This is a genomic window from Halorussus pelagicus, assembly GCF_004087835.1.
In the GTDB taxonomy this organism is placed as follows: Archaea; Halobacteriota; Halobacteria; order Halobacteriales; family Haladaptataceae; genus Halorussus; species Halorussus pelagicus.
This window is the reverse complement of the sequence record NZ_CP035119.1, coordinates 1,205,663-1,231,397: the sequence shown is the minus strand read 5'-3', so window position 1 is coordinate 1,231,397 and position 25,735 is coordinate 1,205,663. Positions and strand designations below refer to the sequence as shown.

Genomic DNA, 25,735 nt, shown 5'->3' with positions numbered 1-25,735 from the left:
AGATTAATTTATCATCTCTGCTTTTGTTATATTGCAATGGTAGATGAAGGAACTTTCACGAGGCGTAACACGCTTAAGACGATTGCAGGTAGTGCAGCCGGTCTCACCGCGTTCAGCGGGGCCGTTTCGGCGAACGGATCGAATTCGACTCCGAGCCCAGTAGTTGTTCTTGGCGACGAAGACAACCCGCTCACTCGCGGAGATATCACTTCCGCAGTAAAGCGATACAAGAACGAGTACCGACAGGCGACCGGTGAGAAGTCGCCTAAGGGCTTCCCTTCTCCTGACTTCGACGATAGCGACCAGTACGTCTCTGGATACGTCTATTATATCGGCTCCGACGGCCTCCCGATGGCGCACGTCAGTTATGGCTATCCTATTGGGGAACCGAGCGGCGATGCCTCAACCGATAGCATCACGACCACTACTAGCGCCGTCCCCGGCCACAAACGGGCGAAACAGCAGGCCAAGCAGTTCGAGTCTTCGGGTTCGGCAGGAACCTACAGTATAAGTCCGGATGCGTCTGGCGACGTTAGTACGGCAGCTGACCAAGACGTAACGTCCGGCGAAGGGTGGAACTCTCACGGCGTCGTCACCGGTTCCGGTGAGGCGTCGGATTGGGGCGAGGTCACCATTCAAGGCGAATTATTCCATCTTTCCGAGGATTATGAAGCGTATGACAGCAAGGACGCTTGGGCGATGGTCGGAACGTATCAGGCGAACAACAACGCTTGTAGCAGCTGTTGGGGTGACCGAACTATCAAGGACGCCGAAGTGAATCAGGCTTGGTCGTCGTCCACCATCGAAGTCAAAGAGCCAGAAGTATCCAACTACGTGCCAAGTACGTCCGACTATGGTCGAATCACTGGTACTACCGTTGAAATCGGAGCGAGTGCCAGTTCGAGCGGCGGTACGGCCGGTGGTGCCGTCTCGTGGACGTACCGACAGCCGAAGATGGACACGAACGTTCTGGTAGACGCAGCAGGACACAATAACGACGCCTTCTGGCGATTTAAATATAACGAGGACAACCACACTAACTTCCTCGTTAACCCCGGCAGCGTCTGTTGGCTTGACGACCAAGTCGACAACATCCGGGACAGCTATGCACCTGCTGGTGGGACGGACTTCACCACGAAGTTCTGGGACGATTGGGATGGAAGCACGAAAGAAGTGAACGCGTCTATCATTTGGTCGGCCGAGTACTGAGAGATAGCGCAGTTTGACCGGCAAACTATTTTTTCGGAAGGAGCTTAGTGTAATGGATAGACAGCGAACCGGAAGGCTTGAACTCTGTGTGGCTACTCAGACTGACATCGTTCTCGCTCTGGCCGATTTCACCCTCTAGTGTGACGGAAATCGGGTCGCCGAAGCTAGGATTCGAGACGACGGCTTCGCCCTGTAATTCGTTATCTTCGTTGAATCTAACGACCATCTCGCTCGGTTCGATATCCTCAGTAGCTCCGGTTAGCGTCGTCGTCACGCCGATTTTGATTCCGGAGTCGGACCATTCTTCGACCGTCGCGTCGAACGTCTGGTCTATCGATTTCGGGATACTCGCACGAATCTTTTGGGGCGGCCGTTGGGTTCGAGTCTCAAGCGAGGACTCGGGATTTCTTTGACAACCTGCAAGGCTAGCGGCACTACCAGCGAACAATGTTCGAAGCACCGCTCGTCGAGAGAGCATGTATCTACTATCTCTTCTTCCCAACATATGCTTTTTTTATCCGTAGAGTGGAGTATTTTTGCTAACTCTGGCGAAAGAGGGAGATCTAATTATCTCACCTCTCTCCAGAACCGGCCGCTTTTTGGCGGTTCCGTCACATCCTCCCGACATGGTAGATTGGACGATTGCGGCCGTGATGGCGATTCACGTACTGATGGCGGTCCTCTGGACCGGCGGCTATCTCGTGACGGGAATGTTGGTCTTGCCCGCGGCCCGGCGCAACAACGCGCCGGAGTTCGCGCTCGACGTGCTGGACTCGCTGAAGTGGTTCGCACTCGGCGGTATCGTCGTGATGGGCGCGTCGGGCGGCGGCGCGCTCTGGCTCCTCTACAACAACGAACTCCCCGAGGGGACGCGCGGGACCGCCCTGATAGTGATGATGACCCTCTACGGTATCTTCGCGCTGACGAGCGTCTGGTCGTGGTACGAGACCAAGAGCGCCCGCGAGGACGGCGTCCGGGAACTCCCGACGCGACTGAAGATGTCGTTCCGGATGAACTCGCTGGTCGCCATGCTGCTCGTCGTGGACGCCGCGCTCATCGGCTACGTGGTGTAGCGCAACCGGTCTGCGGAACCCTTTTGGTCCGGACCGGCCTAGATGGCAGTAACAATGGGCATGGGCTCGGATATGTATCGCCAGCAGATTCTTGACCACTACAAGAGTCCCCGAAACTACGGGGAACTGGAGGAGAAGACCTTCTCCCACGCTGGCGAGAACCCGATGTGCGGCGACGAGATAACGATAGACGTGCAACTCGACGAGGACGACGAGGTCATCGAGGGCGTCGCGTTCCGCGGCGACGGCTGTGCCATCAGTCAGGCCAGCGCGAGCATGCTGTCCGGCGAGTTGCAGGGCATGACCGTCGAGGAGATGCAGGACCTCGACCGCGACGACGTAATCGACATGCTCGGGGTGGACATCTCCCCGATGCGTGTCAAGTGTGCGGTCCTCGCCGAGAAGGTGGTACAGGACGGCGCGGACATCTACGAGGGCGAAAAGCAGTTGGAGAAGACGACGACCGAAGACGACGAGGAATAAGCGAGCGGGTCGGTTTCGGGTCTCGCTAGTTACATTTTCCCGAAAACGTCGAGGGTGTTTCGAGGATGCTACGAGGACGCTAGCTTCAGGCGTGAGCAAATGATACCGCACTGCGACCGCACCGCCCACATCGCACCGCGACAGCAGGCCTCACACCGCGAGGCCGCGCCAGCGCGCGCCGAGTCGTTCGCAAGAGTCGGTGCGCTATTCGAGGTCGTAATACTCGCTGAACACCTCGATGGTCTCTTTGAACAGCGCGAGGATGATGGGACCGACGAAGATGCCGATAGCGCCGAGGAAGTACGCCGCGCCGAACACCCCCAGCAGGACGACTCCCGAGTGGAGCGACGACTCCTTGTCGATGACTAGCGCCCGGAGGTAGTCGTCGGTCACCGCGACGACGGTCATGCCGTAGACGACCAGCAGTGTCGCCCCGAGCAGTCGCCCGTCCGCGACGAGATAGATGGTCGCGCCGCCGAGGACCGGCGCGACGCCGACGATGGGAATCATCGCCAGAAACATCATCACGACCGTCCAGAACTCCGCGTTCGGAATCCCGAGCGCGATGAGTCCGAGACCCGACACGAACCCCTGAATGGACGCGACGAGGACGTGACCCTTCAGCACTGCCCACGTCGCTTCCTCGGCCTCGGCGTAGAGGTTGTCTTGCACATCTCGCGGAAGTGGGGTGACATTCTTGGCCCATCGGACCAGCGTGCCGCCGTCTCTGAGCAGGTAGTAGAACAGAAACAGCAACAGCAGAATACCGAGCGTGAAGTGAATCCCGGCGCTCGCCAGTCCGGAACTCCGCTCGGCGACCGCGGAGGTGAAACTCCCGAGCAGTTGGTCGAACCGTGCGCCGATTCGGATGCCGACGACGTTCTCGACCACTCCCTCGATGGACCGATACGTCGGCAGGTCGCTCACGCTGGTCGGCAGATTACCCACATCCGCGAGCGCGACCCGCAGGAACAGGCCGACCGGGCCGACGAACAGCACGACGGTCAGCGTGACGAGCGCGAGCGCCGAGAGTCGCGGGCCGATTTCCGGCGCGAGTCGGCGCTGGGCGGGCCTGAGGACGAACGCCAGTAGCATCGCTCCGAGGACGTAGGTGAGAAACGGTCTGACGACGAGAACCGATAGCCACGCGAGAACGCCGACCAGAGTGGCGGCGAACACGGTCCGCGCCTTCATGTATCCGCACGGACGCTATCGCGGCCTAAAGGCCAAGCGGCCGATTCGAGCGTCCGGAGAAACGTTGAACCGCGAGAGGAAGGAAACTAGAACGTCGCTTACTCGGGCTTCAGTCCGGCGTCTTCGACGCGCATGACCGCCTCGCCGTCGGCGAGATTCGGCGCGTCCACGAGGCGGACGATACGCTTGTCGCCCTTCGACTTACGGAGATACATCCGGAACGTCGATTTGTGGCCGAGGATGTTGCCACCGATAGGCTGGGTCGGGTCGCCGAAGAACGAATCGGGGTTCGAGGCGACCTGATTCGTCACGACGACGGCGGTGTTGTGGAGGTTGCCCACCTTGTCGAGGTCGTGGAGGTGCTTGTTGAGTTTCTGCTGGCGCTCGGCGAGTTCGCCGCGGCCGACGTACTCCGCCCGGAAGTGGGCCGTGAGCGAGTCCACGCAGAGGAGTCTGACCGGGTACTCGTCGTCTTGGGTCTCGTTGGCCAACTCTTGGGCCTTCTCCGCCAGCAACATCTGGTGGTTGGAGTTGAACGCCTTGGCGACGTGAATCTTGTCGAGGAAGTCCTCGACGAGGTCGTCCATCGCCTCGTCGTCGTCGGGCGTGCCCTCGATTTCGCGCTCGTCCATCGCGGCCTGAAGCGCCTCGTCGGGGAGTCCCCGAACCATGTCGTCGATTCGCTCGGGCCGGAAGGTGTCTTCGCTGTCCACGAACATGGCGCTCCCGCCGAGACCGCCGTGTTCGCGCGGCAGTTGGACGTTGACCGAGAGTTGGTGGGTGACCTGTGACTTCCCGGCACCGAACTCGCCGTACACTTCCGTAATCGACTGGGTCTCGACGCCGCCGCCGAGGAGTTCGTCCACCTCGTCGATTTTCCACTTCAACTTCCCGATCTTCTCACGGCGCTCCAGCACTGTCGCGCCGGTCTCGAATCCGCCCACGTCGGCGGCGTCGCGGGCCGCCTGCACGATGTCGGCGGCGGTGGAGTCACCCACGTCGGCGGTGTTTGAGAGTTCGCTCGGGGCCGCGACTGCGAGGCCCTCGTAGGAGTCGTAGCCTGCGTCTCGGAGCTTTTCTGCGGTCGCCGGACCGACGCCCGGCAGTTCTTCGAGGTCTACGTCTGCTGCCATCGTATCTGTGCCTTGTGCGCCTCTTCATATAAACCCCCGCTAACACCAAAGTGAAAGTGAAAATGGCGGAGGGAGTCGAGGTCGTGACGTTCGTCCCACGAGGTTTAAAACGAGAAGCGTCGAACCGGTTCGTCCCGCGCTACTCCCACGGATGCCTGCCGGACGTACTCGGCAGAAGCGCGTACCAGTATTCTTTGTTTCCCTCGATGTCGAGTTCGCCGTCGAGGTTGCTCTCCAGTTTGAACTCCGCGCTGGAGTCGCGGTCGTCGGTCCCCTTCGGCGCGAGGGGGTAGTACGCGCCCCGGCGGAACGAATACACCCAGTAAGCGTACTGGCCGCCCTTCTGTCGGCCGGAGGTGTCTTCGAAGGCGAACAGCGCCGCGAGGAGTCTGGACCCGTATCCGCGCTCCATCAGCGTGTCGGCGGCGAAGTTGAGGCTAGTCACGAGGTCCTCGAAGTCGTCGTCCCGCAGAATCACCCACGAGTAGCCGTAGTCGTCGGTGCGGGCCTCGGTCTCGGTGCCGGTCTCTTCGGCACCGACTTCCAGAATCTCGTGGACCTCCTCAACGGCGTCCGAGAAGTCGGCGCTATCGACCTCTGAGAAACAGAGCGCCGCCTCGCCGACTGCCTCGTAGCCTAACTCAGCCTCCATGGTGACGTAGGCCGTACTCATCCCGAACAGGTCCTCGGGGTCGGCCTTCCGAGTCGCGTCGGTCTCGGCCCGGATACCCAGCACTTCTCGCAGTCCGTCGAACAGTCCCATGTCACTCTCTTCGGGTTCGCGGATAAAAAGGGTCGTTCTACAGTTCGCGGTCCCGTTACAGTCCGCCGCCTACATCTGGCGTTCGAGGTCCCGCAGTCGCTCGACGCGCTTCTCGGTACTGGGGTGCGTGCTGAACACCTTGCCGATGAAGTCGCTCTTGAACGGGATGATGAAGAACGCGTTCATCTCGGACTGCTCGCGGATGTCCTGCTTGGGCACCTTGCTCATCTTGCCGTCGATTGTCATCAGCGCGGAGGCCAGCGCCGAGGGCTTGCCCGTGATGGTCGCGCCCCCGCGGTCGGCCGCGAACTCGCGGTAGCGCGAGAGCGCCCGGATGAGGATAAAGCTGAGTATCCAGACGACCAGCGACGCCGCGATGGCGACCCAAACCTGCGGTTGGCCTTCGTCGTCGCCGCCGAACCACCAACCCCACCGGACCACGAGGAACGCGATGGTCGAGAGGAACGACGCGACGGTCATCACCATCATGTCGCGGTTCTTGACGTGGGCGAGTTCGTGGGCCAACACGCCCTCTAACTCGTCGCTGTCGAGCGTGTTCATCAGGCCGGTCGTGACCGCCACGGCGGCGTTCTTCTGCGAGCGCCCGGTGGCGAAGGCGTTGGGCACGCGGCTATCGACGACGGCGACCTTCGGTTTCGGCAGGTCGGCCTGCTGGGAGAGGCGGCCGAGCGTCCGGTGGAGTTCCGGATACTCGTCTTCGGTGACCTCCTTTGCACCCATACTCCATAGCGCCAGTTTGTCGCTGAAGAAGAACTGGGCGATGGAGAAACTACCCAGTAGCGCGACCGCGAGGAAGATGTCCATGAACTGCGTACTCAGGATGCCGATGAAGGCGACGTACAGCGCGAACAGGAGGAACATCGTCAGGGCCATCCGCCCCCGAAGTCCCCAATCTGCTTTCCACTTCATATCCGCCCGTAGGGTCTCACACCGTTTAAACGTTCGTCGCCCGCTCTCCCGGCGACGATGCCTTGCTCGTCGGATTCGTGCGTCTTGTGGCGTCCTCGAACGACCGCTGACTCACTCTCCGTACTTCGACAGTTCTTGGCCTAAGCCACAGCGACCGTCGTCCCCACTGACCCCGGCCACGGACATTTTGACGGGTCCGACCGAACTCGGCGTGTGAGTCCTCGAAACGGCCGCGAGCGCCGCCTGGTCCTCGGGAGCGGAACGCTCGGAGGTCTGCTCGTCGGTGCCGGACTGTTCACCGTCTTCGACGGCGTCGTGGACCACTACGTGCTGGAGAGTCACGACGCCGTTCACGGCACGCAGGCGTTCAATCCCCACCGAGTCGGCGCGAGTCTGCTGATTTCGGGCGTGGGGATTCTGGTGGTGACGCGGTAGGGTCTATAAATGAGATAGCTATCAAACACGAAAGGACCCAGCTCTGGAGTACCGGGGTGGGTTCCCTTAGTAGACGCCCAGAAGGACCAGTCGTCCTCCGTAGTAGGCCGCCATGAGGACGTACGCCACTGTGCGGGCCCACTTGGGAAGTCGCTCAGGTACTGCCGTGTCGTCGTTGTCAGAACGCATATTCTCGACTCCGACCGGGGCTTCGCCACTGGACCAGAACTGGCAGGGGCTACCACCCCGGTGGGTAGTTCTGCTGTGTCCGACACCAAAATAGTCTCGATTTATATTTTTAGACCATTATCCTTTTATATGGTCCACATGTATATTGTACTGTCGTCAGAACTGGCAGGGGCGACTCACTGCATTCGCAGTGGGGAGTCTGAGTCAGAACGCATACCTTTCTGAACCTTTCACCAAGAGTCACATCTCCACTGTACTCCGAACGGAGTTCCCTTCTTCAGACTTAAACCCGCCAACCTCCTATCCACTTCCATGACTACCGATGCCCGCGAGTTCTGTCCGAACTGCGGGGACCCCATCGAAAACGACCCCGCCGAGCGGACGCCCCTGCCCGACGCCGTCGGCAAGCGTGGCAAGGAGCAGAAGCTCTGCGATTCGTGTTACTTCGACCGATTCGACCTCGTGGAAGCGCCCGACCGCATCGAGGTGCTGGTCTGTGCGCGGTGCGGTGCGGTCCACCGCGGCAACCGCTGGGTGGACATTGACGCCCGCGACTACACCGATATCGCCATCGAGGAGGTCAGCGAGTCGTTGGGCGTCCACCTCGACGCCTACGACGTGTCGTGGCAGGTAGACCCCGAGCAGGTAGACCAGAACACCATCCGGATGCACTGTCAGTTCTCGGGCATCGTCCGCGAGACGTTCGTCGAGGAGGAGGTCGTCGTCCCGGTCAAGATTTCGCGCCAGACCTGCACGCGGTGCGGTCGCATCGCGGGCGACTACTACGCCAGCACGGTACAGGTCCGGGCGCGCGAGCGCGACCCGACCAGCGAGGAGGTCGAACGCGCCGAGGAAATCGCCAACGAAATCGTCGAGGAGATGGAGGAGACCGGCGACCGCAACGCCTTCGTCACCGAGGTCAGCGAGACCGACGACGGCGTGAACATCAAGGTCTCGACCACCAACATCGGGAAGAAAATCGCAGCGAAGATGATAGAGGAGTTCGGTGGTAACTACTCCGACTCCGAGACGCTCGTGACCGAGGACGAGGACGGCGAAGAAGTCTATCGCGTCACGTACGCGGTCCACCTGCCGCCGTACTCGCCCGGCGAAATCATCGATTTGCAGGACGACGACGATGGTCCGGTCGTCGTCAGGAGCGTCCGCGGGAACCTGAAGGGGACGCGACTCACCACCGGCGAGGACTACGAGGCCAGATTCGAGGAGGGCGACGCGCCCGACGCCCGGCGACTGGGCCGGGTCGAAGACGCCGAGGAGACGACGCTCGTCGCCGTCGAAGACGAGCGCGCGGTCCAAGTGCTGGACCCCGAGACCTACCGGACGAAGACCATCGCGCGACCCGACTACATGGACACCGACGCCGAGATGGTCCCGGTGCTGAAGAGTCGCGCGGGTCTCCACGTCGTCCCTGACGAGTAACATGGAGGAAAACGACGAACTCGCGCTCGCCGCCCTCGTTCGCAAACCCGACAGCGAGGCGACCATCGCGGCCCTGCAAGCCGAAGGCGTCTACGACGCGACCCGGAAAGTCCGGGAACACGCCGAGGAACTGGTCGAACTCCCCGTCACCGACCCACCCAGCGAGACCGACGTTCTCGATGTGGTCGAGCAGGTCGCCCCTGAGCGCCGCCTGTCGGACCTCGAATCGCACCTCCGCGAGATGGGGTGGACCGACGAGGAGATAGCGCGCGCGCCGGGGTCGTGGGCGGTCGTCGGAAGCGTCGTCCTCGTCACGTTCGGGGACGAGGACGCCCCCGAGGAGGAACGACTCGACCGCGAGGAGGTCGGTGAAGCTCTCCTCGCGCTCCACGGCGAGGCCGACACCGTCCTCGCCCACGAGGGCGTCTCGGGCGACCACCGCGAACCGACCGTGTCGGTCGTCGCTGGCGCGGGCGACACCGAGACGGTCCACACCGAACACGGTACGCGCTACGCCCTCGACTTCTCGGAGGTCATGTTCTCGCCGGGCAACAAGGCCGAGCGCGCCCGAATGGGCGAAACCGTCGAGTCGGACGAGCGCGTCTTCGACATGTTCGCCGGTATCGGCTACTTCACCCTGCCGATGGCCCGCGCCGGGGCCGACGTGACCGCGGTCGAGCGCAACCCTGCGGCGTTCCGCTTCCTCGTCGAGAACGCGATGCTCAACGACGTGTCCGAGCGCGTTTCGGCGTTCCGCTCGGACTGCCGTGATGTCGAGATGGACCCGCGAGCGGACCGCGTGGTCATGGGCTACTACGACGCGTGGGAGTATCTCGACGCGGCGCTCGCGGCGCTGAAACCCGGCGGCGTCGTCCACATGCACGAGGCGACTCCCGAAGACCTGCTCTGGGAGCGGCCGGTCTCGCGCCTGCGCGAGGCGGCCGCGGACGCCGACCGGGAAATCGAGGTGCTGGACCGCCGGAAGGTCAAGAGCCACAGCGAGGGCGTCTGGCACGTCGTCGTGGACGCCCGAGTGGAGTGAGGGTCGGCCGCCTGCACCGAGGTGGAGACAGTCAGTCGTAGTTCCCGGCCCACCACAGCAACAGGACGAGCGTGCCGAGACAGAGCGCGACGAGGTAGAACGCGAACTCCGTGAGACCGAGCGGAAGGCTCACCACGTAGCCGACGAGTTGCTTCACGGTCCAAACCCCCACGACGAGGACGAGCGTGACCCTCGTCAGAAGCCACTCGCACTCTAACCACGCGTCGAACTTCTCGGACGGGGTCATTAATGACGACGTGTCTGGTTAAAAAGATAAAACGCTCGCCACTACGCCGAGACGGGTCCGCTCTCGCGCTCGGCGTCGTCGTCCCGGACCTCGCGCACGAAGTCGCCGAAGTTCTCGAAGACGAGTTTCGCCTCGCAGGCCGCCCGATAGTTCTCGTCGGTGATGCCCGCCAGCACGTCGTCCATTCGGTCGTCGGCCAAATCCTTGTCCTTCGTCACCGACTCGGCGGTCTCGGCGTCGTACTCGGGGTGGAACTGTAGGCCGAACACGCGGTCTTTGCGGAAGCCGTGGTTCGAGTAGTCGTTCACCGCGATTTCCGCCGCGCCCGGCGGGAGTTCGGTCACGGCGTCGGAGTGGGTTGTGAACACCGTGAATCGGTCGTCGATGCCGTCGAACAGGCGCGAGTCGCCGGTGTGTTCGACCTCCCGGTAGCCGATTTCGTACTCGCCCATGTCGGCGACTTCGCCGCCCAGCACGTCCGCGAGCAGTTGGTGGCCCCAACAGATACCGAGACAGGGGAGTCCGGCGTCGATGGCCTTGCCGACCCATTCTTTGGTCGGTTCTATCCACTCTTCGTCCCAGTAGACCGACGACCGCGAGCCGGAGATTACCACACCGTCGAAGTCGGTGGTCTCGGGCAACTCGCCGCCGGTCGCGTCGAACTCCACGAGGTCGGCGTCCAACTCCCGCCGGAAGTTCCGCCGGGTGTCCGCGCCCTCGTGGGCAGCGTTGACGAACGCGATTCGCAATCGGCTCATTACCGGACACCAAACGCTTCGGTGCCAAAAGGTGTTCCCCTGTGGGGAGTGCTGCCGGTACTCCTTTCGGCTGGCAATACTCGCCGGTCGGGCGACTCGCCCGACTGACCGACCGAGAGCGAAGCGCCTCACTCCCCGTCAAAGCGCTCCTCGCCGCTCAGTTGCCGCCGGAGCGCCGCCCGGTCTAATTCGCCAGCGTCGCCGAGCAGGTAGTAGTCGCCACCCTCGCGGTAGCCGAGGTCGCCCGACGGCACCCACTCGGGGAACGCCTCGGTCGCGTCGTCTCCGCCGTCGCGCTCCAGATACCCCCGCGGCGTCACGGCTCCGCGGAACCGGAGTTCCCCGACCTCGCCCTCCGCCAGGGGGGTTCCGTCGTCGCCCGCGACGCGGACCTCGCAGTCAGGGACCGGTCGGCCCACGCGGTCGGCGTCCGGCGCTTTCGCTGCCTTGTGCGCTCCCGGTACGTTCCGTACGCCCTGCGCTCGCTCCTCGATTTCCGGGGGCACGAACAGGTTGTTCGGTCCGGTCTCGACCCGGCCGTAGGTCCGGACCACGGGCGCGCGCCGGGCCAGTTCCTCGCGGGCGTCCGCTGGGAGCGCCGACCGCGTGGCGATCCACTCGACGCCGTCGAAGTCGGTCGCCGCGAACTCGTCGCCAGCGACGAGTTCGCGGTACTCGGTCGCCCCGGCGAACAGCGCGCTCGCGCCCTCCTCGGCGACCGCGGCCAGCGCGTCCGCGGGGCTGAACGCCCGGAGAAGCGCGACTCGCCCGCCGACGTAGAGAAGCGGAAGCGTGAGGCCGAGGAGTCCGTCGGCGTCCGAGAAGGGGAGCAGCGAGGGCGCGCAGTCGTCCCGGCCCAGTCCCCACGCGGCCGCCGCGGTGATGCAGTTCCACTCGACCGCTCGCGCCGGGAAATCGACCACGCGCGTCGCCTCCGTCGCTCCCTCGCTCAGCGACTCGTCGCGCCGCTCGCGCTCCTCGTCCTCATGAGTCTGCGAACGAGGGGTCGTCGAACCGTGTTCGACGGCGTCTTCCCCGACCACGCGACGGTCGGTCTCGGCCTTCGTGTGAAGGTAGAGCAGCGACTCGTCGGGGTCGCGGTCAGTGCGCTTGTACTCTTCACCGTCGTCACGGCCCAACTCCTCGAAGGAATGTGTCCGCTCGTCGGGCAACTCTCGAACGAGGTCGCGCTGTGCCGCCTCGTGGACGACGACCTCAGGGTCCACGGCGTTCAGCGGTCCCTCGACGGTCGCGGGCGTGAGTCGATGAGAAATCGGCGCGAAGACGCCGCCGAGTCGCCGGACGGCGAAGAAGAGCGCCAGCGTCTCGACGCGGTTGCGCGAGAGGACCGCCACGGTGTCGCCGGGTCCGACCCCGAGCGCCGACAGTTTCCGCGCCATCGCGTCGGTCTCCGAATCGAGGTCGGCGTAGCTTACCCGGCGGTCGGCGCTCGCGTCCACCACCGCAGTTCGGTCCCCCCAGAGCGCGGCCCGGCGTTCGAGCGAGAGCGTCATACCGGAGGTTCGGCGTCACCGACCGTAGGCGTTGTTGCGAAGTCGGGTTCGGCTAGTTGCCGATTCGTCAGTCGAGACCGAGACTCAGTTTCAGTGCATCGTCTATCTCGGCCATTCGCTGTTCGTCGAGACGACCGACAACGGAGTGGATTCGAGAGTCGACGGAAACGACTCGAATTTGGTCAAGACGAACCGATGAGTCCGATTCAAACGGTGAATCGTCCGCTTCTACCAGTACCTCGAAGGGGTACCCCCGGTGAGTCCTCGTCGCCGGAGCAATTATGGTCGTGTTGGCGTTTCGGTTACCGATATCGTTCTGTACGATGACGGCGGGTCTGGTCTTCTTCATCTCGCTTCCTTCGGCGGGGTCCAGTCGGACGATTACGACATCACCCCGACGAACCTCGGGTTCGGTGTCGCCGGTCATCACTCTAAGTCGCCCCACGCTTCGCTTGATGTGTCCTCCCACTCTTCGGTGAGCTTCTTAGCACTCTCAGACGCATCGCGGTACGCGGCGGCCAGTTCCTCTTCGTCAGGGTTGTCCGCTTCAACTTCGACTACGGCGACTGTTACGCGTTTGTTGGCATACTCAGTACCGAGATAGATTCGACCTCGGTCGTCCGTCTCGTTGGTTCGGAGATCGTCAGTGTTCACCTTCATCGTACGCTTACGGACGTTCTGCCGACGAATAAGTATTACCCACTATTACCCACTCTGCCGAGGCAGAGGTTGTTTTTCACTCCTCGACTTGGTCGGTCAGGAACCCGACCAGCGAGTCGTTGACCTCCCGCGAGCGTTCGACGTAGAACAGGCGCTCGCCGGGGAACTCCTCGAACTCGCCCTTCGGAAGCCCCTCGGCCAGCATGCGGCCGTCGTCGGCCGGAATCACGCGGTCGTCCGCGCCGTGGCAGACGAGCGCGGGAATCGTAATCTCGTAGAGGCTGTCGCTGGCGTCGAACTCGGCCATCGCGTCGAAGTGCGCGCGTTGGACTGCCTTCGTGGCGTCTTCCTCGCGCCGCCACCCGACGATTCGCTCCACGAGGTCGTTGCTCTCCATCAGTTCCGCGCTGGCGACCGGTTCGAGCGACTGTCGGAGCGCGGCCGAGTCGTCGGGACTCGCCAGCAGTCGCTTGCGCACGCCGTCGTCGATGGGCGTCGCGCGCGGACCACCCGGTGAGGTGCCAAGCAGGGAAAGCGACCGGGCGCGCGAGAACTCAAGCGCGTACCGGAGCGCGACCATCCCGCCCATCCCCGCGCCGACGAGGTGGGCCTTACGAGCGCCGTGGTCGGCGAGAACCGCTTCGAGGTCCGCGGCCATCGGGTCGATGCTGTACGAGTCGGTGGCGTCCGGGGCGTCCGAGTCGCCGGTCCCGCGCGTGCTGGGGACGACGACTTCGAAGGGTCCGGCGAGCGCCGAGAACTGCCAGCCCCATTGCCACGGGCCGTAGCCCGCGTCGGCCAGCAGGACGACCGGCGCGTCGCTCTCGACTGCGCCGTCGCCGCCGACCTCGTAGTGAACGGAGACGCCGTCGTTGTCCGCGTAAGGCATGGCCGGAGATTCGGGACCGGGGCGTTTCAGTGGTTCGCTCCGGGTTAGCCGCGCGTCGTCATCAGAATCGCCCACGCGAGAAGCGCGAGTCCAGTAATGGCGCTGGTCGCCGCGATGACGGTGACGCCGAAGAAGGGGTACGTCGCCCGGAGGTACCCCGCGAACGCGACGAAGCCGAGACCGCCCACCCCGGCGAGCAGGTGGACGAAGCGATTGGTCAGGAGCGAACCGCGCTTGTAGGACTCGACGGCCGCGCCCACGGCGAACAGGACGCCGAAGAACGCCGGAAAGACCGCCCCGACTTGGCCGTTCTTCGCGTAGAGACCCGCGGCCGCGAACGCAACGAGCGCGATGACGGTTCGGACGCGCGGGTCGAACCAGAGCCGCCGGAAGCGCGAGGACCCGGCCCGCAACGTATGAAAGGTACCCAAGAGTGCCCATGTAGCGACGACCCTGCGTACGCTATCAGACGGCGCGTACACGCCGGACACGGACGCGAGACCGACGACTGCGGTGGCTCCGAACAGCAATAAGCCACCTGCAAATTCGGATTTCGAAGGTTCGCGCGACGCCACGGAGTTGTTCCAGCTACTAGTTGTCAACCGAAAAACGTCTCGGTCCGGCATTCGGGAGTGAGTCGCCTCGCTGACCGACTCGACTCGCCGACCCGCCCGCGACGAGACGGGCCACTTTTGGCATCGGTCTATCAATCCGAACGCAATGAAGGCCATCAAGGACAGCGTCCACGACCACGTCCCCATCTGCGACCTCGCGTCCGACCTGCTCGACACGCCCGAACTCCAACGACTGCGCCACATCAAGCAACTCAGCACGGTCCGACTCGTCTACCCCTCCGCGAACCACACCCGGTTCGAACACAGTCTCGGCGTCTACCACCTCGCTCGAAAGGCCTGCTCGCTCCTCGGTATCGAGGGCGACCGGGCGCTGGCGGTCCGGGCGGCCGCGCTCCTTCACGACGTGGGCCACGGACCCTACGGTCACCAGACCGAGGGCATCATCGAGCGCCGACTCGGCAGGCACCACGACGAGGTGGCCGACCTGCTCGGGTCTGGCCGACTCGCCGAGGTGCTGGAGCGCCACGGACTCGACCCCGCGGAGGTCGCCGCGCTGGTCGAGGGCCGCGGGCGACTCGGCCAGTTGGTCGCCGGGGAACTCGACGTGGACCGGATGGACTACCTCGTCCGGGACGCCCACCACACCGGTGTCCCCTACGGCACCATCGACCACTCGCGCCTGCTTGCGGCGCTCCAGTTCCGCGACGACGACCTCGTCCTCTCGGAGGGCAACGTGCAGACCGCCGAGGGGACGCTCGTGGCGCGGACGCTGATGAACGCGACGGTCTATCGACATCACGTCTCGCGCATCGCTGGCGCGATGCTCGAACGCGCGGGCGAGCGCCTGCTCGATGCGACGGACCTCGACGCCGACCAGTTCGCCCGGATGACCGACGACCGTCTTCTCGGGGCGTTGCGGGACTGTCCGGCGACGGCCGACGCCGCCCGGCGACTCGAATACCGGGACCTCCACAAGCGCGCGGTCTGGGCCAAACTTGAGGCGGTGCCCGAGGATGTCGTGGCGGCCGACTGCGAGGAGGTCCGCGCGTTCGAGCGCGACATCGCCTCGGTCGCGGATGTGGCCCCGGAGGACGTACTGGTCGATACGCCCGGCGAACCGAGCATGCCCGAAACCTCGACGCGCGTGGTCGTGGACGGCGAGATTCGGCGACTCGCCGACGAGTCACCGCTGGTCGAGGGCCTGCGCGCGGCCGGACGAGCGCAGTGGCGACTGGGTGTCTACGCGCCCGAGGAGTCGCTTCCCGAGGTCGAGGCCGCCGCCGAGCGAGTGCTGGGACTGGCGACCTGACGGCGCGAAAGATTGTGCGAGAGGCGAAGTGGATTCGGGGCGTCCGCGCCCAAGCTACCTTCTGCTTCCGCCGTATCGACGCTGGTGCGTCGTCCGTCCCGCCTGTCGCTGAGTGTTTGTCCCCAACTGCTCACGGTACTGGGACGGCGTTCCTCCGTCGGATTGCTGGCCGCCCTGCACTGACGCGCCCGGACTGTCGGGAATCGCGTCGGGAGCCACCGCTTGCAGGTGCGCTTCGAGGAAGTAGAGTTGCTTGTCCACCTCGCGGGACAGTTCGGTGTACATGTCGGCGGTATCCTCGTCGTCGCGTTCGACCGCAATCTCGATTTCGCGCCGGAGGTTGTTGGCGTGGATGCCCACGCGCTCGACCAGTGCCGCGACGTACTCCGGTCCCGTGGTCGCGTCCGGCGGAATCTCGGGAATCCGGGTCGCGCTCGCAGCATTCCGGACGGTGCCGGTCGCCTCGCCGCCTAGTGCGGTCGTTCGCTCGGCGACGATGTCCGCGTGGTCCTCGAACGTCTCGGCGAGTTCGTCGAACAGGAGATGCAACTGGTAGAAGTTCATCCCCTTGACGTTCCAGTGAGCGAACTTGCACTGGGTCATCAGGTCGGTGGTGTCGGCGAGGCTCTGGTTGAGCATCCCCACCATCGCCTGCCGGGTCTCGTCGGGAAGCCCCACCGCGCTCCGGTACATCCGGCCGTGAGACCGGCCGGACAGTCCGTAAAACTGCTCGGACTGTCGCTGAGTCTGACCGGACCGTCCCTGAGACTGCCCGGACTGCGCTCGCTGGCTCCTCTGCCACTGCTCGCCGCTCCGTCGGCGTCGTGACTGTCTCTGTGTCATTCTCTCTCCCCAGTGCGAGGACAACGACGCCGGACAAGAAGGTTCGGGCGTGGCCGACGCCATTGTTCAGATTCTAACTCGACTCAGTCGCTACATTCGTTGAGGCGGTCGAAGTCCTGCATAGAACACTACGAATCCCACCGCCTCATTCTTCACTGCTTATCTGAACAGTACCCTTCTACTGGAACACTGCGCCAGTTGTTCTGACTTACCGCTCGCTAATCGGCACCCACTCTTCGTCCTTCGACCCGGTGTACTTCGCGCGCGGCCGAATCAGGCGGTTGTCGTCGTACTGTTCGAGGACGTGACCGATCCAACCGCCGACCCGCGACATGGCGAAGATGGGGGTGTAGAGGTCGATGGGGATGCCCATCTGGTAGTACGTCGAGGCCGAGTAGAAGTCCACGTTCGGCGCGAGACCCTTCTCGTTTTGCATGTACTCTTCAATGTCCGCCGACATCTCGTACCACTTGGTGTCGCCCGCGGCCTCGCCCAACTCCTCGCTCTTCTCGCCGAGAATCTTCGCGCGGGGGTCCTTGACGTTGTAGACGCGGTGACCGAAGCCCATGATGCGCTCGCCGCGGTCCAAGGCGTCGTCAACCCACGTCTTGGCGTCCTTGCCGCTCTCGTCGAGTTCCTTCAGCATCTTCATGACGTTGGCGTTCGCTCCGCCGTGGAGCGGTCCCGCGAGCGTCCCGACCGCGCTCGTGACCGCGCTGTGGAGGTCCGACAGCGTCGAGGAGGTGACCATCGAGGAGAACGTCGAGGCGTTCAGGCCGTGGTCGGCGTGGAGAACCAGCGCCATGTCGAACGTCTCGGCCAGCACCTCGTCGGGTTCCTCGCCATTGAGCATGTAGAGGAAGTTCTCGGCGTGGTCGAGGTCTTCGCGGGGTTCGACCGGGTCGTCGCCGTCGCGGATGCGCTTGAACGCCGCGATGATGGTCGGAATCTTCGCGGTGATGCGACGACCCTTCCGGAGGTTGACCTCGCGGTCGGTCGGGTCGGCGTCCGAGTCGTCGGGGTCGTTGGCCGAGAGCATCGACACCGCCGTCCGGAGCGCGGCCATCGGTTGTTCGTCGGCCTCGGCGAGTTTCCGCACGGTATCCAGTACGTCCTCGTCGAGTTCGCGCTCGGCGGCCATCTCGCCGGAGAACTCGTCGAGTTCGTCCTGTGTGGGGAGTTCGCCGTGCCAGAGCAGGTAAAGAACCTCTTCGTAGCTCGCGTCACGAGCGAGGTCCTCGATTGCGTAGCCGCGATAAATAAGGCGACCCTCGTCGCCATTGATGAAGCTGAGTCCTGATTCTGCGACGACGACGCCCTCTAGCCCTTTCTTGACCTCTTCTGACATGCGTTGAAATTCTCGTCATGAGCGGAAAAGCATTATCTTTCGTTTCTCTTTGAAACCGGTCCCATCCAAGGTGTAGCGACGAACGTTTTTACCGAATGGCGTCCAACACCGGCCTATGGAACCGTCCGGCGGCGAGGTCGAGTACGAACCCGTTAGCGTCAAGCAGGTGCTGGCGGAGATGAAAGACACCGCGGAACTCCTCATCGACCTCTCGTTTTCGGCCGTCCTCAACGGGAGCAACGATATCGCCGCCGAGGTGCTGGCCCTCGAAGCCCGGATGGACGTGCTACAGATGCGCGCCAGGATGAGCCTCCTGATGGCCGCCAGAAGCACGGACGACGCCGAGCAGTTGGCTCCCGTGCTTGGCGTCGTCGGCGCGGCCGAGAAAATAAGCGACGCCGCGGGCGATGTGGCCAAGGTCGTCTTGGAGGACATCGGCCTGCCCGAGGCGATGCGGGCCGCGCTCCCCGAGGCCGTCGAGACGCTCGTCCGCGCGGAAGTCGCCGACGATTCGGTCCTCGCGGGCCGGACCCTCGGGGAGTTGAACGTCGAGACCGAAACCGGCGTCCGAATCATCGCCATCCGACGGCGGGACGACTGGCTCACGAACCCGGACCGCGACACCGCCCTTGAAGCGGACGACACCGTTCTCCTGCGCGGTCCCAACGAGGGCATCGCTGACCTGTATCGTCGCGCGACCGGCGACGCCTACGAACCACCGTCACCGCCGGAACCCGGCGACGAGGACTTGGAGCGGGCCGTCGATTCCATCGTCCTGATGAAGAATATCAGCGAACTCGCGGTAGACTTGGCCTACGGGAGCGTCCTCTTCGACAGCGCGGAGGTCGCCGAGGAGGTGGTCGAACTCGAAGCCGAGGTGGACGCCCTCCAGTCGCGGTTCGAGGCGTGGACGCTCCGCGCTGCCGCACGCGTGGACGACCCCGTCTCGCTCCGCGGTCTCGTCCACCTCGCCAACGCCACCGAGGTCATCAGCGACGCCGCGGTCGAAATCAGCGAGGGCGTCCTCCGCGGACTGGGCACCCACCCGGTCGTCGAGCAGGCAGTTCAGGAGAGCGACGAGGTCATCGTCCGCCTGACGGTCGCGCCGGGAAGCGAGTTCGACGGCGTGACGCTGGGCGACCGGGAGGTCAAGACCGAGACCGGAATGCGCGTCATCGCGGTCCGGCGCTCCGTGGACGGCGAACGCGACTGGGTGATTCAACCCGGACCGGAGACGGAACTGCGCGCTGGCGACGTGTTCCTCGCAAAGGGGACGCGCTCGGGGACAGAGCGACTGGCGACGTTGACCAGCGCGGAGTATTCGGCGGAGTGACAGGTGTCGGTATCACTTGCGCCAGCTCTTCGGCCTTATCTAATTCACCGAATATAATTGTCCGCCGTGTCCACACACTGACGAATAGGATGCAGGATTTCGTGGTCGACGACGTGAGGGCGTCGCAATCCATCGGGTTCGACGCGACGAAACGCGAGAACCTGACCGTCACCGTGGGGGTTCTGGTGAACCGAACGCAGGAGGCGATGCTTCTGGACGCGCTGTACGAAGAACTTGGCGAGGACGGCTATCTCCCGTTTCGTACCAAGAGCCGAGACCTATCGCTGTCGTCTGACGAGATTCGAAGCGTAATGCGCCGCTGTACCGGGAGAATCGGTATCTGCATCGATCAAGACGAGGTGACGCTTTCATACGCCGAGGCGACTCACTCTGCAATCCTTCTATCCGAACTGAACGTCCCGACGGACGGTACGATTGCTATCGTCGATGGCGACAGAAGCCGAGCGGATTTGCTCTATCACGCGGCGTCGGGAATCGACATCGTTCCCCCTGCGGTCGTAAACTGTACGCAGTCGGAGTTTTACTATCCACACCTCCTGCTGGCCGACCTCATTGCAGGCAACGTCGCCGACCAAGTGGAGACGGACCCGATGGTAGCCACCCGTGTTTCTCCGGAAGGTCCGGTCGAAGCGGTGGCAGATACGACGACGAACTCCCGAAACGGCCGGTGGGAACGGGGCTACTCTGCTAGCGCACGTAGTGAGGGCGACGTGCAACGGCCGACCTTCGAACAGCGATACGCGGATTCGCTCCGAAAGCGCGTTTCGTGTTGGTTCCGCGGTTCGTTCGGGGACCGCGATTCCCATCCACCGACCAGTGACGGAGTTGCACCCGTAGTCGGGCGACTCGAGGCGTTAGACTGTACAGATATCGCTACGTGGCTTGACGACCAGTAGTGAAACGGTACGGATTCCCGCCTCCGCCCCCGTTTCCACGCGGGACCTGTCCGAGGGCGCGAAACGTCGCGTCCCCCGTTCGGGCCGCGTCTTACCGGGATGGCAGGAGCGGTGCGACGGGCTTCGAACGCCGGTACCTCGGCGCTCCGTTCGAACCATTATCCTCTCGTCCCTTAGAGGTTTTCCTCAATCGAGGTCCGTCTCCTGCGCCAACCGATACGCCGAAATCAGCGTCAGCACCGTCGTCGCCAGCGCACCAAGCGACGTGACGAGGACGAACGCCAGCCCCAGATAGTACGGGGTCGGCTGTCGGGTCCCCGGTTGGACGACGAACACCGCCAGCACCGCCGCGGTGAACAGCAGGCTGAAGCCGAACCCGCGGATGGCGTTTCGCCGGACGTTCAGCGCGGCCACGAAGTTCGCTCGCGGTCGCTCGGGGACGCTTTCGGACACGCTCGGAGATTAGGACGGCCGGATAAAAGGCGCGTCGGTTCGGGAACCGAGCGGTAGTCCCGCGCCGCGCCACCCTCGGCGACCGGTCCGCCGAGTCGCCGACCGGGGACTGCCCGGACTGCGGCGCGGTGGTCGAGGGCGACGCCTGCGACTATTGCGGTCGGTCGCTCTCGGAGCAGTCGGAGTGTTCGCCGATAGGGACTTCGACTCTCGGCGATAGAGTCACCCGAAGTTACACCCGTCGAGCGCGTCCTGCGCTCCGCTCGCTTTCTGCTGTGCGAGTTCCGTGTCGCCTCTGTCGGCGGCGCGCGCGCTCTCCTCAAATAGTCGCGTTCCGTCCACTAGCGCACTCGTGTAGCAGGTCAACTCGGCAATGTCGGACTCGATACTGCCGACTGCGGTGTCAGCGTCCTCGATTTCGGTGAACGTCTCGTCGGAGTTCTGGAAGTGGCTCTGGGCCTCCGCGAACTGGTCTGCCGCCTCGACGTAGTTTTCGTTCTCGTACGTCTCGGCTGCTGACAGAAAGTCCTGCATTCCCTCTATCATCGGCTCGAATCCGTCCAGCGTCGATTCCAAGAGGTCCAGTCGGTCCCGGATCATCGAGAGGTCGGCCGAGATACTGTCGTACGTTATTTTGCCGCTCTCGTCAAACGAGTCGGCGTCTACGGACGTAAGTGCATTGTCGGCGTCGCCGACGTGCGTCCGAATATTGGAGAGAAGCGTCCGACCCTCATCTATCGCTTCGAGTGCTTGGTCGTATCGCTCGCTGTCGAAGTACGTGTTCATCGTGTCGATTTTGTGATTCAGTGCGACGATGTCCTCGAACGCCTTAGCGAGCGCCGTCTGGTACTCTCCCACCTTTCGAAGAGAATCGATGTACGATTGCTGGTCTTCCGTCGCGTACTCCTCGGCTTCGTCCAGTTTCAGGTTCGCTTTCTCGATCCGAGAACCAACGTCCGCGGCGTCGAACTCGTTGGGGAGTTCCTCGTCGTTCTCGAACGTCTGGCTGATATCGTTCAGTTTGTCCGTGTTTGCCGATATCTTCTCGTTGGCGCTCGATAGGCGTTCGCTCGCCTTCTCGGGTTGCGTGTCGTCGTTCTCGGACTGGCTCTCGTCCAACATACCCGTACAACCGGCTAGCGACGATGCGGCGACGACGCCGCCTGCTCGGAGGAATTTTCGTCGGTCCATAGTTTGACAGCTCGTCGGAAAAAGATAAGTTCTTGGAAGGTGCCTCAATCTCACCGATACGCCGGAAGCTCCTCCCCGAAGAGCAGGAAGTAGCCCGTCCCGACTAACCCGATTACCGTCGCCAGTCCGAACGCCAACTGGGGGCCGCCCGGCGAGAGACCGTACAGCCACCCGCCGAGAGCGGCGCTCGGGATTACCACCGCGTTGCGCGCGAGGTAGTACGAACCCACGACACGGCCTCCGGCGTCGTCCTCGGCCGGGCCGACGATGAGCGCCTTGTGCGCCGGGAGTCCCGCGAACCGGAGACCCGAGAGCGCGAACAGGAGCGTGACGAGCGCGGTCTCCGAGAGGGCGATTCCGGCGACGGTCAGGCCGCCCTCGGGCGCGTTGACCAGCAGGGCCGGAAAGACGGCGTAGACGACGAACCCGAGCGCGACGACCGGCTTGAGACCGAACCGCTGGGCGGCCTTCGAGACGGGAATCATCACGAGTAGCGCGACGGCCATCTCGACGGCGAGCAGGACGCCGAAGAAGGCGTCGGGACCGAGGAACCCGACGATTGGAAGGGTCGCGCTCACCTCCAGCACGTTCGTCACCACGAGGACGACGAAGACGTAGACCATCCCGTTGGCGAAGCGGACGAGCGTGTCGCCGACCAGCAGGGGCCGGAGCGTCGCGGGCATCTCCCGGAGGTCCGAGACGACCTGTTCGACGCCCTCGAAGGACTTGCCCAAGGAGTCCTCGTTGGCGTCGTAGAGGAAGTGCTGGACCAGCGTGGCGAGCAGACCGAACCCGGCCGCGACCGCAAGCACGTACCGGAAGCCAACCTCGAACTCGTAGACCGCGAGCAGTCCCGCCGCGACGAGGGGACCCAGCAGGAACGCGGTCCGGCGGAACGTCTCGGTGCTGGCGAACCCGGTCGCCAGTTCCTCGGGCGGGACGCTCTGTTTGACGATGGCGAACGTCGCGCCGAGACCGAACGACTTCCACGCTTGGGCGAGTAGGAGACCGACGAAAATCCACGCCCAGACGGGAATCGGCAGGAGGTCGAACTCGGGGGCGAGAAACCACAGCAGAAAGCCGAACGTTGAAGCGAGACCGAAGGCGGTCAGCGCGGTCCGGGAGCCGATTCGGTCCGAAATCGCGCCGCCCGGATAGGGGTAGACCGCGCCGATGAGGTTGCCGAGACTCCCGTAGAGTCCGATGACGAGGCTCTCCGCGCCGAGGACTTCGAGGTACCGGCCCATGTATCGACCCGTCATCTGGAAGCCGAGGCTGAACGCGAACATCGCCAGCGAGAGGACCAGCACGTCGCGCTCCAGCGCGAGGAACTGCCGGAACGCCGCGAAGGGGTCCGCCCGTTCTCGGTCGGTTGCCATGTGGGAGTAGTCGAAGTCGGTCGTCAAAACGTTGGAGGTCTCGCCGACCTGCACCGCATATTAAGTAATCTCGGTGACTACTCGTTCGTCAATGAATCCCGAGTTCACCGCTCTCGTCGAACCCGACGGGGTCCGAATCACCGACCCCATCGAGCGCACGCAGTTCGACCTGCACGCTCCGGCCGCCGTCTCGCCACGGGAGACGGACGCGGAGTCGTTCTATTTCCCGGTCGATACGGTCGTTTCTCTCTCGACGCGCTCGCTCCGGACGACGAAGGGACTCGACGTGTACGTCCGCGACGCCGACGGGGAGATGGTCGGACAGTCGAGCGGTGGGTCCGAACTCGACCTCCCGGTGGACGCGTACAACCTCGAACTCGCCAACACGCAGATGAAGGTGTATCTGGCCGTCGAGAGCGAGGTCTCCGTCTCGGGGAGTACCGAGTCCATCGAGATTTCGTTCGGCGGAGAGACCCGCGTCGAGGTTGGTGCGCGGTCGCTCCACGAGAGTCCCGCGGGGACGATTACGGTGCCCGACGACACCGGAGCGCTGATGGACGCCGTGTCGCTGTTGGGGTCGGCGCTCAAGACGACGACCTGCGAGCGGTCGTTCCCCACGCTGCGGGGCCATCCGCCGCTACTCGAACCCGGCGAGGAGTTCACTGTCGAGGGGACCATCGAGAGACCGGACACCGGGGTCAAAATCGAGGTTCCCGAGCGGCGAGAGGCGATTTACGCCGCTGCGCCGCTGGCGTTCTACCTCGGCGCGAGCGTGGTGCCGGGCGAGACACCGCGCCTGCTGACCGACGAGTTGTCCTACTCGCTCGATGCGCCCGACGGGTTCGAGTCGGCGGTCCGGCGCGTTCTCCAGCAGGTGTTCTTCCTCGACTGCGTGACCCGGACCGAAGGCTACTACGAGGTGGACCTCCGCGAGCGCGAACTGGTCGAACCCGACGTGGACCTCGATTTCGAGTCGCTGTATGACGAGCCGTTGGCCGAACAGCTCCGCCGGTATCTCGAAATTCCCTTCGAGGTGGTCGAACCGCACCTGCCCCAGTGGAAGGTCACGATGGACATATCGCCGACCCACGAGAACGTCGCGGTGCTTCCGTTCGCGGCGGACGAACTCGCCTTCGTCCGGTGTCCGGGCGAACCGGACCCCTCGACAGTCAAGCCTGAACCGAGCGAGTTGGAGGCGTTCTATCGCTCGTTCGACGGCGAGGACGCCCCCGTCAGCGACGTGATTCAGCCGGACCCGGTTGATACCATCGAACACGTCTGGGTCGGCGAGGAGATGCCAATCGGCGCGAGCAAGGCGACGCCCGAGGCGCTGAAACGTCGCCTCGACGTGACGCCGAAACACCACATCTCGGTGGACGTGGTCTGCAACGACGAGCGCATGCGCGAGGAGGACGTGGTGGGCGACATCTACGGGACGCGGGACCTCTACGACTTCGACGTGTCGCTGCACAACGACCTGACGACCGGCGAACTCCGCGATTTGCTCGAATCCCCGACGGATTTCCTCCACTACATCGGCCACGTTACCGACGAGGGCATCCAGTGTTCCGACGGCATGCTCGACGCCCGAACACTGTCGCGCTCGGGCGTCCGCGGATTCATCCTCAATGGCTGTCGGTCCTACGAGCAGGGCGAGATGCTGGTCGAGAAGGGGAGTCAGGTCGGCGTCGTGACGCTGACGAAGGTCGGCAACGAACCGGCCACCGACGTGGGCAAGGAGTTGGCGCGGTTGCTGAACCACGGGTTCTCGATGCAGAGCGCGCTGTCGGTGGTGACGAACGTGAACACGCTTGAGCGTCAGTACGTGATTATTGGGGATGGAAGTGTTGAGCTTGTTAAACCGAAATGTGGAAGTCCATCGGTTATAAAACCGAATAGAAACGGCGAAAAAATCTCAGTCGAAATGGGTCCGTATCCTAATCTAAACTATCCAGTAGGCTCACTTGCGACACTAAAAATGGGCAACCATAAATACTGTTTCTTAAACTCCACAGTTTTTCAGACAAAAATTGATGATGAGTCTCTGAGAGAGTTTTTTAATGAATCGTCGGACCCAGTCTGGATTGACGGTAAAATTCGTTGGACTGATGAAATCAAGCTAGATGATATTTAGGGTCCCCTCACGCCGCACTTGGCACAACCCAATGGTTCAACAATCTCAGACAGGTAAACTCCGAAAGAGAAAATAACCCCAATCGCCCACGGATGTCGTTCTAACCACGTACCAATTTTGCCTCTGACCATGTTCGTACTCACACAACCACCGGCAAAATCTTTTCCTTAAAATTCACGTCCGAAATGATGGACAAGTTACTGACTATTTTACCCACCACGTAACTCCTCGTCGCGGCCATCGCCTGAACTCACCCACTATTGATATTATGTCTACACTCTGGGTAACAAATTT

At 63.4% G+C, this 25,735-nt stretch carries 28 protein-coding genes; 10 read left to right on the top strand and 18 right to left on the bottom strand.

From position 1 onward, the window contains the following. The first annotated feature begins 36 nt into the window (after positions 1–36). Entirely contained in the window at positions 37–1,209 is a 1,173-nt protein-coding gene (locus EP007_RS06290) for a hypothetical protein (RefSeq protein WP_128476835.1), read from the top strand. Between the two features lie 25 nt (positions 1,210–1,234). On the opposite strand, the gene EP007_RS06285 is transcribed toward EP007_RS06290, so the two are convergent. Then, positions 1,235–1,687, bottom strand: a complete 453-nt coding sequence (locus EP007_RS06285) for a hypothetical protein (protein WP_128476834.1) — start codon at positions 1,685–1,687, stop codon at positions 1,235–1,237. Positions 1,688–1,835: 148 nt separating this feature from the next. Here EP007_RS06285 and EP007_RS06280 point away from each other — a divergent pair, with 148 nt between their 5' ends. Together EP007_RS06280 and sufU are read left to right on the top strand one after the other, a co-directional pair. Further along, a complete protein-coding gene (locus EP007_RS06280; protein ID WP_128476833.1) occupies positions 1,836–2,282 on the top strand; it encodes a hypothetical protein in 447 nt (148 codons plus the stop codon). 54 nt (positions 2,283–2,336) lie between these two features. Beyond that, complete coding sequence (gene sufU / locus EP007_RS06275; protein WP_128476832.1) at positions 2,337–2,765, top strand: Fe-S cluster assembly sulfur transfer protein SufU; 429 nt, start codon at positions 2,337–2,339, stop codon at positions 2,763–2,765. A gap of 204 nt (positions 2,766–2,969) precedes the next feature. Here the strand turns inward: sufU and EP007_RS06270 are convergent, their stop codons facing one another. From EP007_RS06270 to htpX, 4 genes are all read right to left on the bottom strand, one after another. After that, a complete protein-coding gene (locus EP007_RS06270) occupies positions 2,970–3,959 on the bottom strand; it encodes an AI-2E family transporter (protein ID WP_128476831.1) in 990 nt (329 codons plus the stop codon). Between the two features lie 98 nt (positions 3,960–4,057). Next, positions 4,058–5,092: a DNA repair and recombination protein RadA gene (radA, locus tag EP007_RS06265; protein WP_128476830.1), complete on the bottom strand. Its 1,035-nt coding sequence runs from the start codon at positions 5,090–5,092 to the stop codon at positions 4,058–4,060. 139 nt (positions 5,093–5,231) lie between these two features. Continuing rightward, positions 5,232–5,855 (bottom strand): PspA-associated protein PspAB, encoded by a 624-nt coding sequence (gene pspAB / locus EP007_RS06260; RefSeq protein WP_128476829.1) that lies wholly within the window; start codon positions 5,853–5,855, stop codon positions 5,232–5,234. 69 nt (positions 5,856–5,924) lie between these two features. Continuing rightward, entirely contained in the window at positions 5,925–6,785 is an 861-nt protein-coding gene (gene htpX / locus EP007_RS06255) for a zinc metalloprotease HtpX (protein WP_128476828.1), read from the bottom strand. A gap of 213 nt (positions 6,786–6,998) precedes the next feature. Here htpX and EP007_RS06250 point away from each other — a divergent pair, with 213 nt between their 5' ends. Further along, positions 6,999–7,220, top strand: a complete 222-nt coding sequence (locus EP007_RS06250) for a DUF2243 domain-containing protein (protein WP_128476827.1) — start codon at positions 6,999–7,001, stop codon at positions 7,218–7,220. Positions 7,221–7,286: 66 nt separating this feature from the next. Here the strand turns inward: EP007_RS06250 and EP007_RS18130 are convergent, their stop codons facing one another. After that, a complete protein-coding gene (locus EP007_RS18130) occupies positions 7,287–7,409 on the bottom strand; it encodes a hypothetical protein (RefSeq protein ID WP_281062938.1) in 123 nt (40 codons plus the stop codon). A 312-nt stretch (positions 7,410–7,721) separates the two neighbouring features. Here EP007_RS18130 and EP007_RS06245 point away from each other — a divergent pair, with 312 nt between their 5' ends. Beyond that, positions 7,722–8,849: a 60S ribosomal export protein NMD3 gene (locus tag EP007_RS06245; protein ID WP_128476826.1), complete on the top strand. Its 1,128-nt coding sequence runs from the start codon at positions 7,722–7,724 to the stop codon at positions 8,847–8,849. Position 8,850: 1 nt separating this feature from the next. Next, positions 8,851–9,891 carry a class I SAM-dependent methyltransferase gene (locus EP007_RS06240; protein WP_128476825.1) on the top strand — a complete coding sequence of 347 codons (1,041 nt, stop codon included), beginning with the start codon at positions 8,851–8,853 and terminating at the stop codon, positions 9,889–9,891. Positions 9,892–9,922: 31 nt separating this feature from the next. Here EP007_RS06240 and EP007_RS06235 read toward each other — a convergent pair whose 3' ends face one another. The 7 genes from EP007_RS06235 to EP007_RS06205 form a co-directional block, all read right to left on the bottom strand. Next, on the bottom strand, positions 9,923–10,138 hold the full coding sequence (locus tag EP007_RS06235) for a hypothetical protein (RefSeq protein ID WP_128476824.1): 216 nt from the start codon (positions 10,136–10,138) through the stop codon (positions 9,923–9,925). 41 nt (positions 10,139–10,179) lie between these two features. After that, positions 10,180–10,896 (bottom strand): type 1 glutamine amidotransferase, encoded by a 717-nt coding sequence (locus EP007_RS06230; RefSeq protein ID WP_128476823.1) that lies wholly within the window; start codon positions 10,894–10,896, stop codon positions 10,180–10,182. A 128-nt stretch (positions 10,897–11,024) separates the two neighbouring features. Next, on the bottom strand, positions 11,025–12,410 hold the full coding sequence (locus EP007_RS17350) for a class I adenylate-forming enzyme family protein (RefSeq protein WP_166035462.1): 1,386 nt from the start codon (positions 12,408–12,410) through the stop codon (positions 11,025–11,027). 67 nt (positions 12,411–12,477) lie between these two features. Further along, entirely contained in the window at positions 12,478–12,837 is a 360-nt protein-coding gene (locus EP007_RS06220; protein WP_128476822.1) for a type II toxin-antitoxin system PemK/MazF family toxin, read from the bottom strand. Next, complete coding sequence (locus EP007_RS06215) at positions 12,837–13,070, bottom strand: hypothetical protein (protein ID WP_128476821.1); 234 nt, start codon at positions 13,068–13,070, stop codon at positions 12,837–12,839. The genes EP007_RS06220 and EP007_RS06215 overlap by 1 nt, the downstream gene beginning before the upstream one ends. A gap of 76 nt (positions 13,071–13,146) precedes the next feature. Continuing rightward, positions 13,147–13,959, bottom strand: a complete 813-nt coding sequence (locus EP007_RS06210) for an alpha/beta fold hydrolase (protein ID WP_128476820.1) — start codon at positions 13,957–13,959, stop codon at positions 13,147–13,149. Positions 13,960–14,003: 44 nt separating this feature from the next. Then, complete coding sequence (locus tag EP007_RS06205; protein WP_128476819.1) at positions 14,004–14,390, bottom strand: hypothetical protein; 387 nt, start codon at positions 14,388–14,390, stop codon at positions 14,004–14,006. Positions 14,391–14,679: 289 nt separating this feature from the next. Between EP007_RS06205 and EP007_RS06200 the strand changes: the two genes are divergently transcribed. Next, entirely contained in the window at positions 14,680–15,843 is a 1,164-nt protein-coding gene (locus tag EP007_RS06200) for an HD domain-containing protein (RefSeq protein WP_128476818.1), read from the top strand. Positions 15,844–15,897: 54 nt separating this feature from the next. Here the strand turns inward: EP007_RS06200 and dps are convergent, their stop codons facing one another. After that, on the bottom strand, positions 15,898–16,686 hold the full coding sequence (gene dps, locus EP007_RS06195; RefSeq protein ID WP_208023563.1) for a DNA starvation/stationary phase protection protein Dps: 789 nt from the start codon (positions 16,684–16,686) through the stop codon (positions 15,898–15,900). 208 nt (positions 16,687–16,894) lie between these two features. Next, positions 16,895–18,034 (bottom strand): citrate synthase, encoded by a 1,140-nt coding sequence (citZ, locus tag EP007_RS06190; protein WP_128476817.1) that lies wholly within the window; start codon positions 18,032–18,034, stop codon positions 16,895–16,897. Between the two features lie 115 nt (positions 18,035–18,149). Between citZ and EP007_RS06185 the strand changes: the two genes are divergently transcribed. Next, positions 18,150–19,367, top strand: a complete 1,218-nt coding sequence (locus EP007_RS06185) for a potassium channel family protein (protein WP_128476816.1) — start codon at positions 18,150–18,152, stop codon at positions 19,365–19,367. Next, a complete protein-coding gene (locus EP007_RS06180; protein WP_243700455.1) occupies positions 19,364–20,284 on the top strand; it encodes a hypothetical protein in 921 nt (306 codons plus the stop codon). The genes EP007_RS06185 and EP007_RS06180 overlap by 4 nt, the downstream gene beginning before the upstream one ends. A gap of 186 nt (positions 20,285–20,470) precedes the next feature. Here EP007_RS06180 and EP007_RS06175 read toward each other — a convergent pair whose 3' ends face one another. The 3 genes from EP007_RS06175 to EP007_RS06165 all read right to left on the bottom strand — a co-directional run bounded on the left by EP007_RS06175 (position 20,471) and on the right by EP007_RS06165 (position 23,307). Further along, positions 20,471–20,737 carry a DUF7536 family protein gene (locus EP007_RS06175; protein WP_128476815.1) on the bottom strand — a complete coding sequence of 89 codons (267 nt, stop codon included), beginning with the start codon at positions 20,735–20,737 and terminating at the stop codon, positions 20,471–20,473. A 222-nt stretch (positions 20,738–20,959) separates the two neighbouring features. Further along, positions 20,960–21,928 carry a hypothetical protein gene (locus EP007_RS06170; protein WP_128476814.1) on the bottom strand — a complete coding sequence of 323 codons (969 nt, stop codon included), beginning with the start codon at positions 21,926–21,928 and terminating at the stop codon, positions 20,960–20,962. A gap of 50 nt (positions 21,929–21,978) precedes the next feature. Further along, positions 21,979–23,307 carry an MFS transporter gene (locus EP007_RS06165; protein WP_128476813.1) on the bottom strand — a complete coding sequence of 443 codons (1,329 nt, stop codon included), beginning with the start codon at positions 23,305–23,307 and terminating at the stop codon, positions 21,979–21,981. A gap of 91 nt (positions 23,308–23,398) precedes the next feature. On the opposite strand from EP007_RS06165, the gene EP007_RS06160 reads away from it, so the two are divergent. Then, positions 23,399–25,441, top strand: coding sequence for a hypothetical protein (locus EP007_RS06160; protein WP_128476812.1), 2,043 nt, complete (start codon positions 23,399–23,401; stop codon positions 25,439–25,441). The last annotated feature ends 294 nt before the right edge of the window (positions 25,442–25,735 follow it).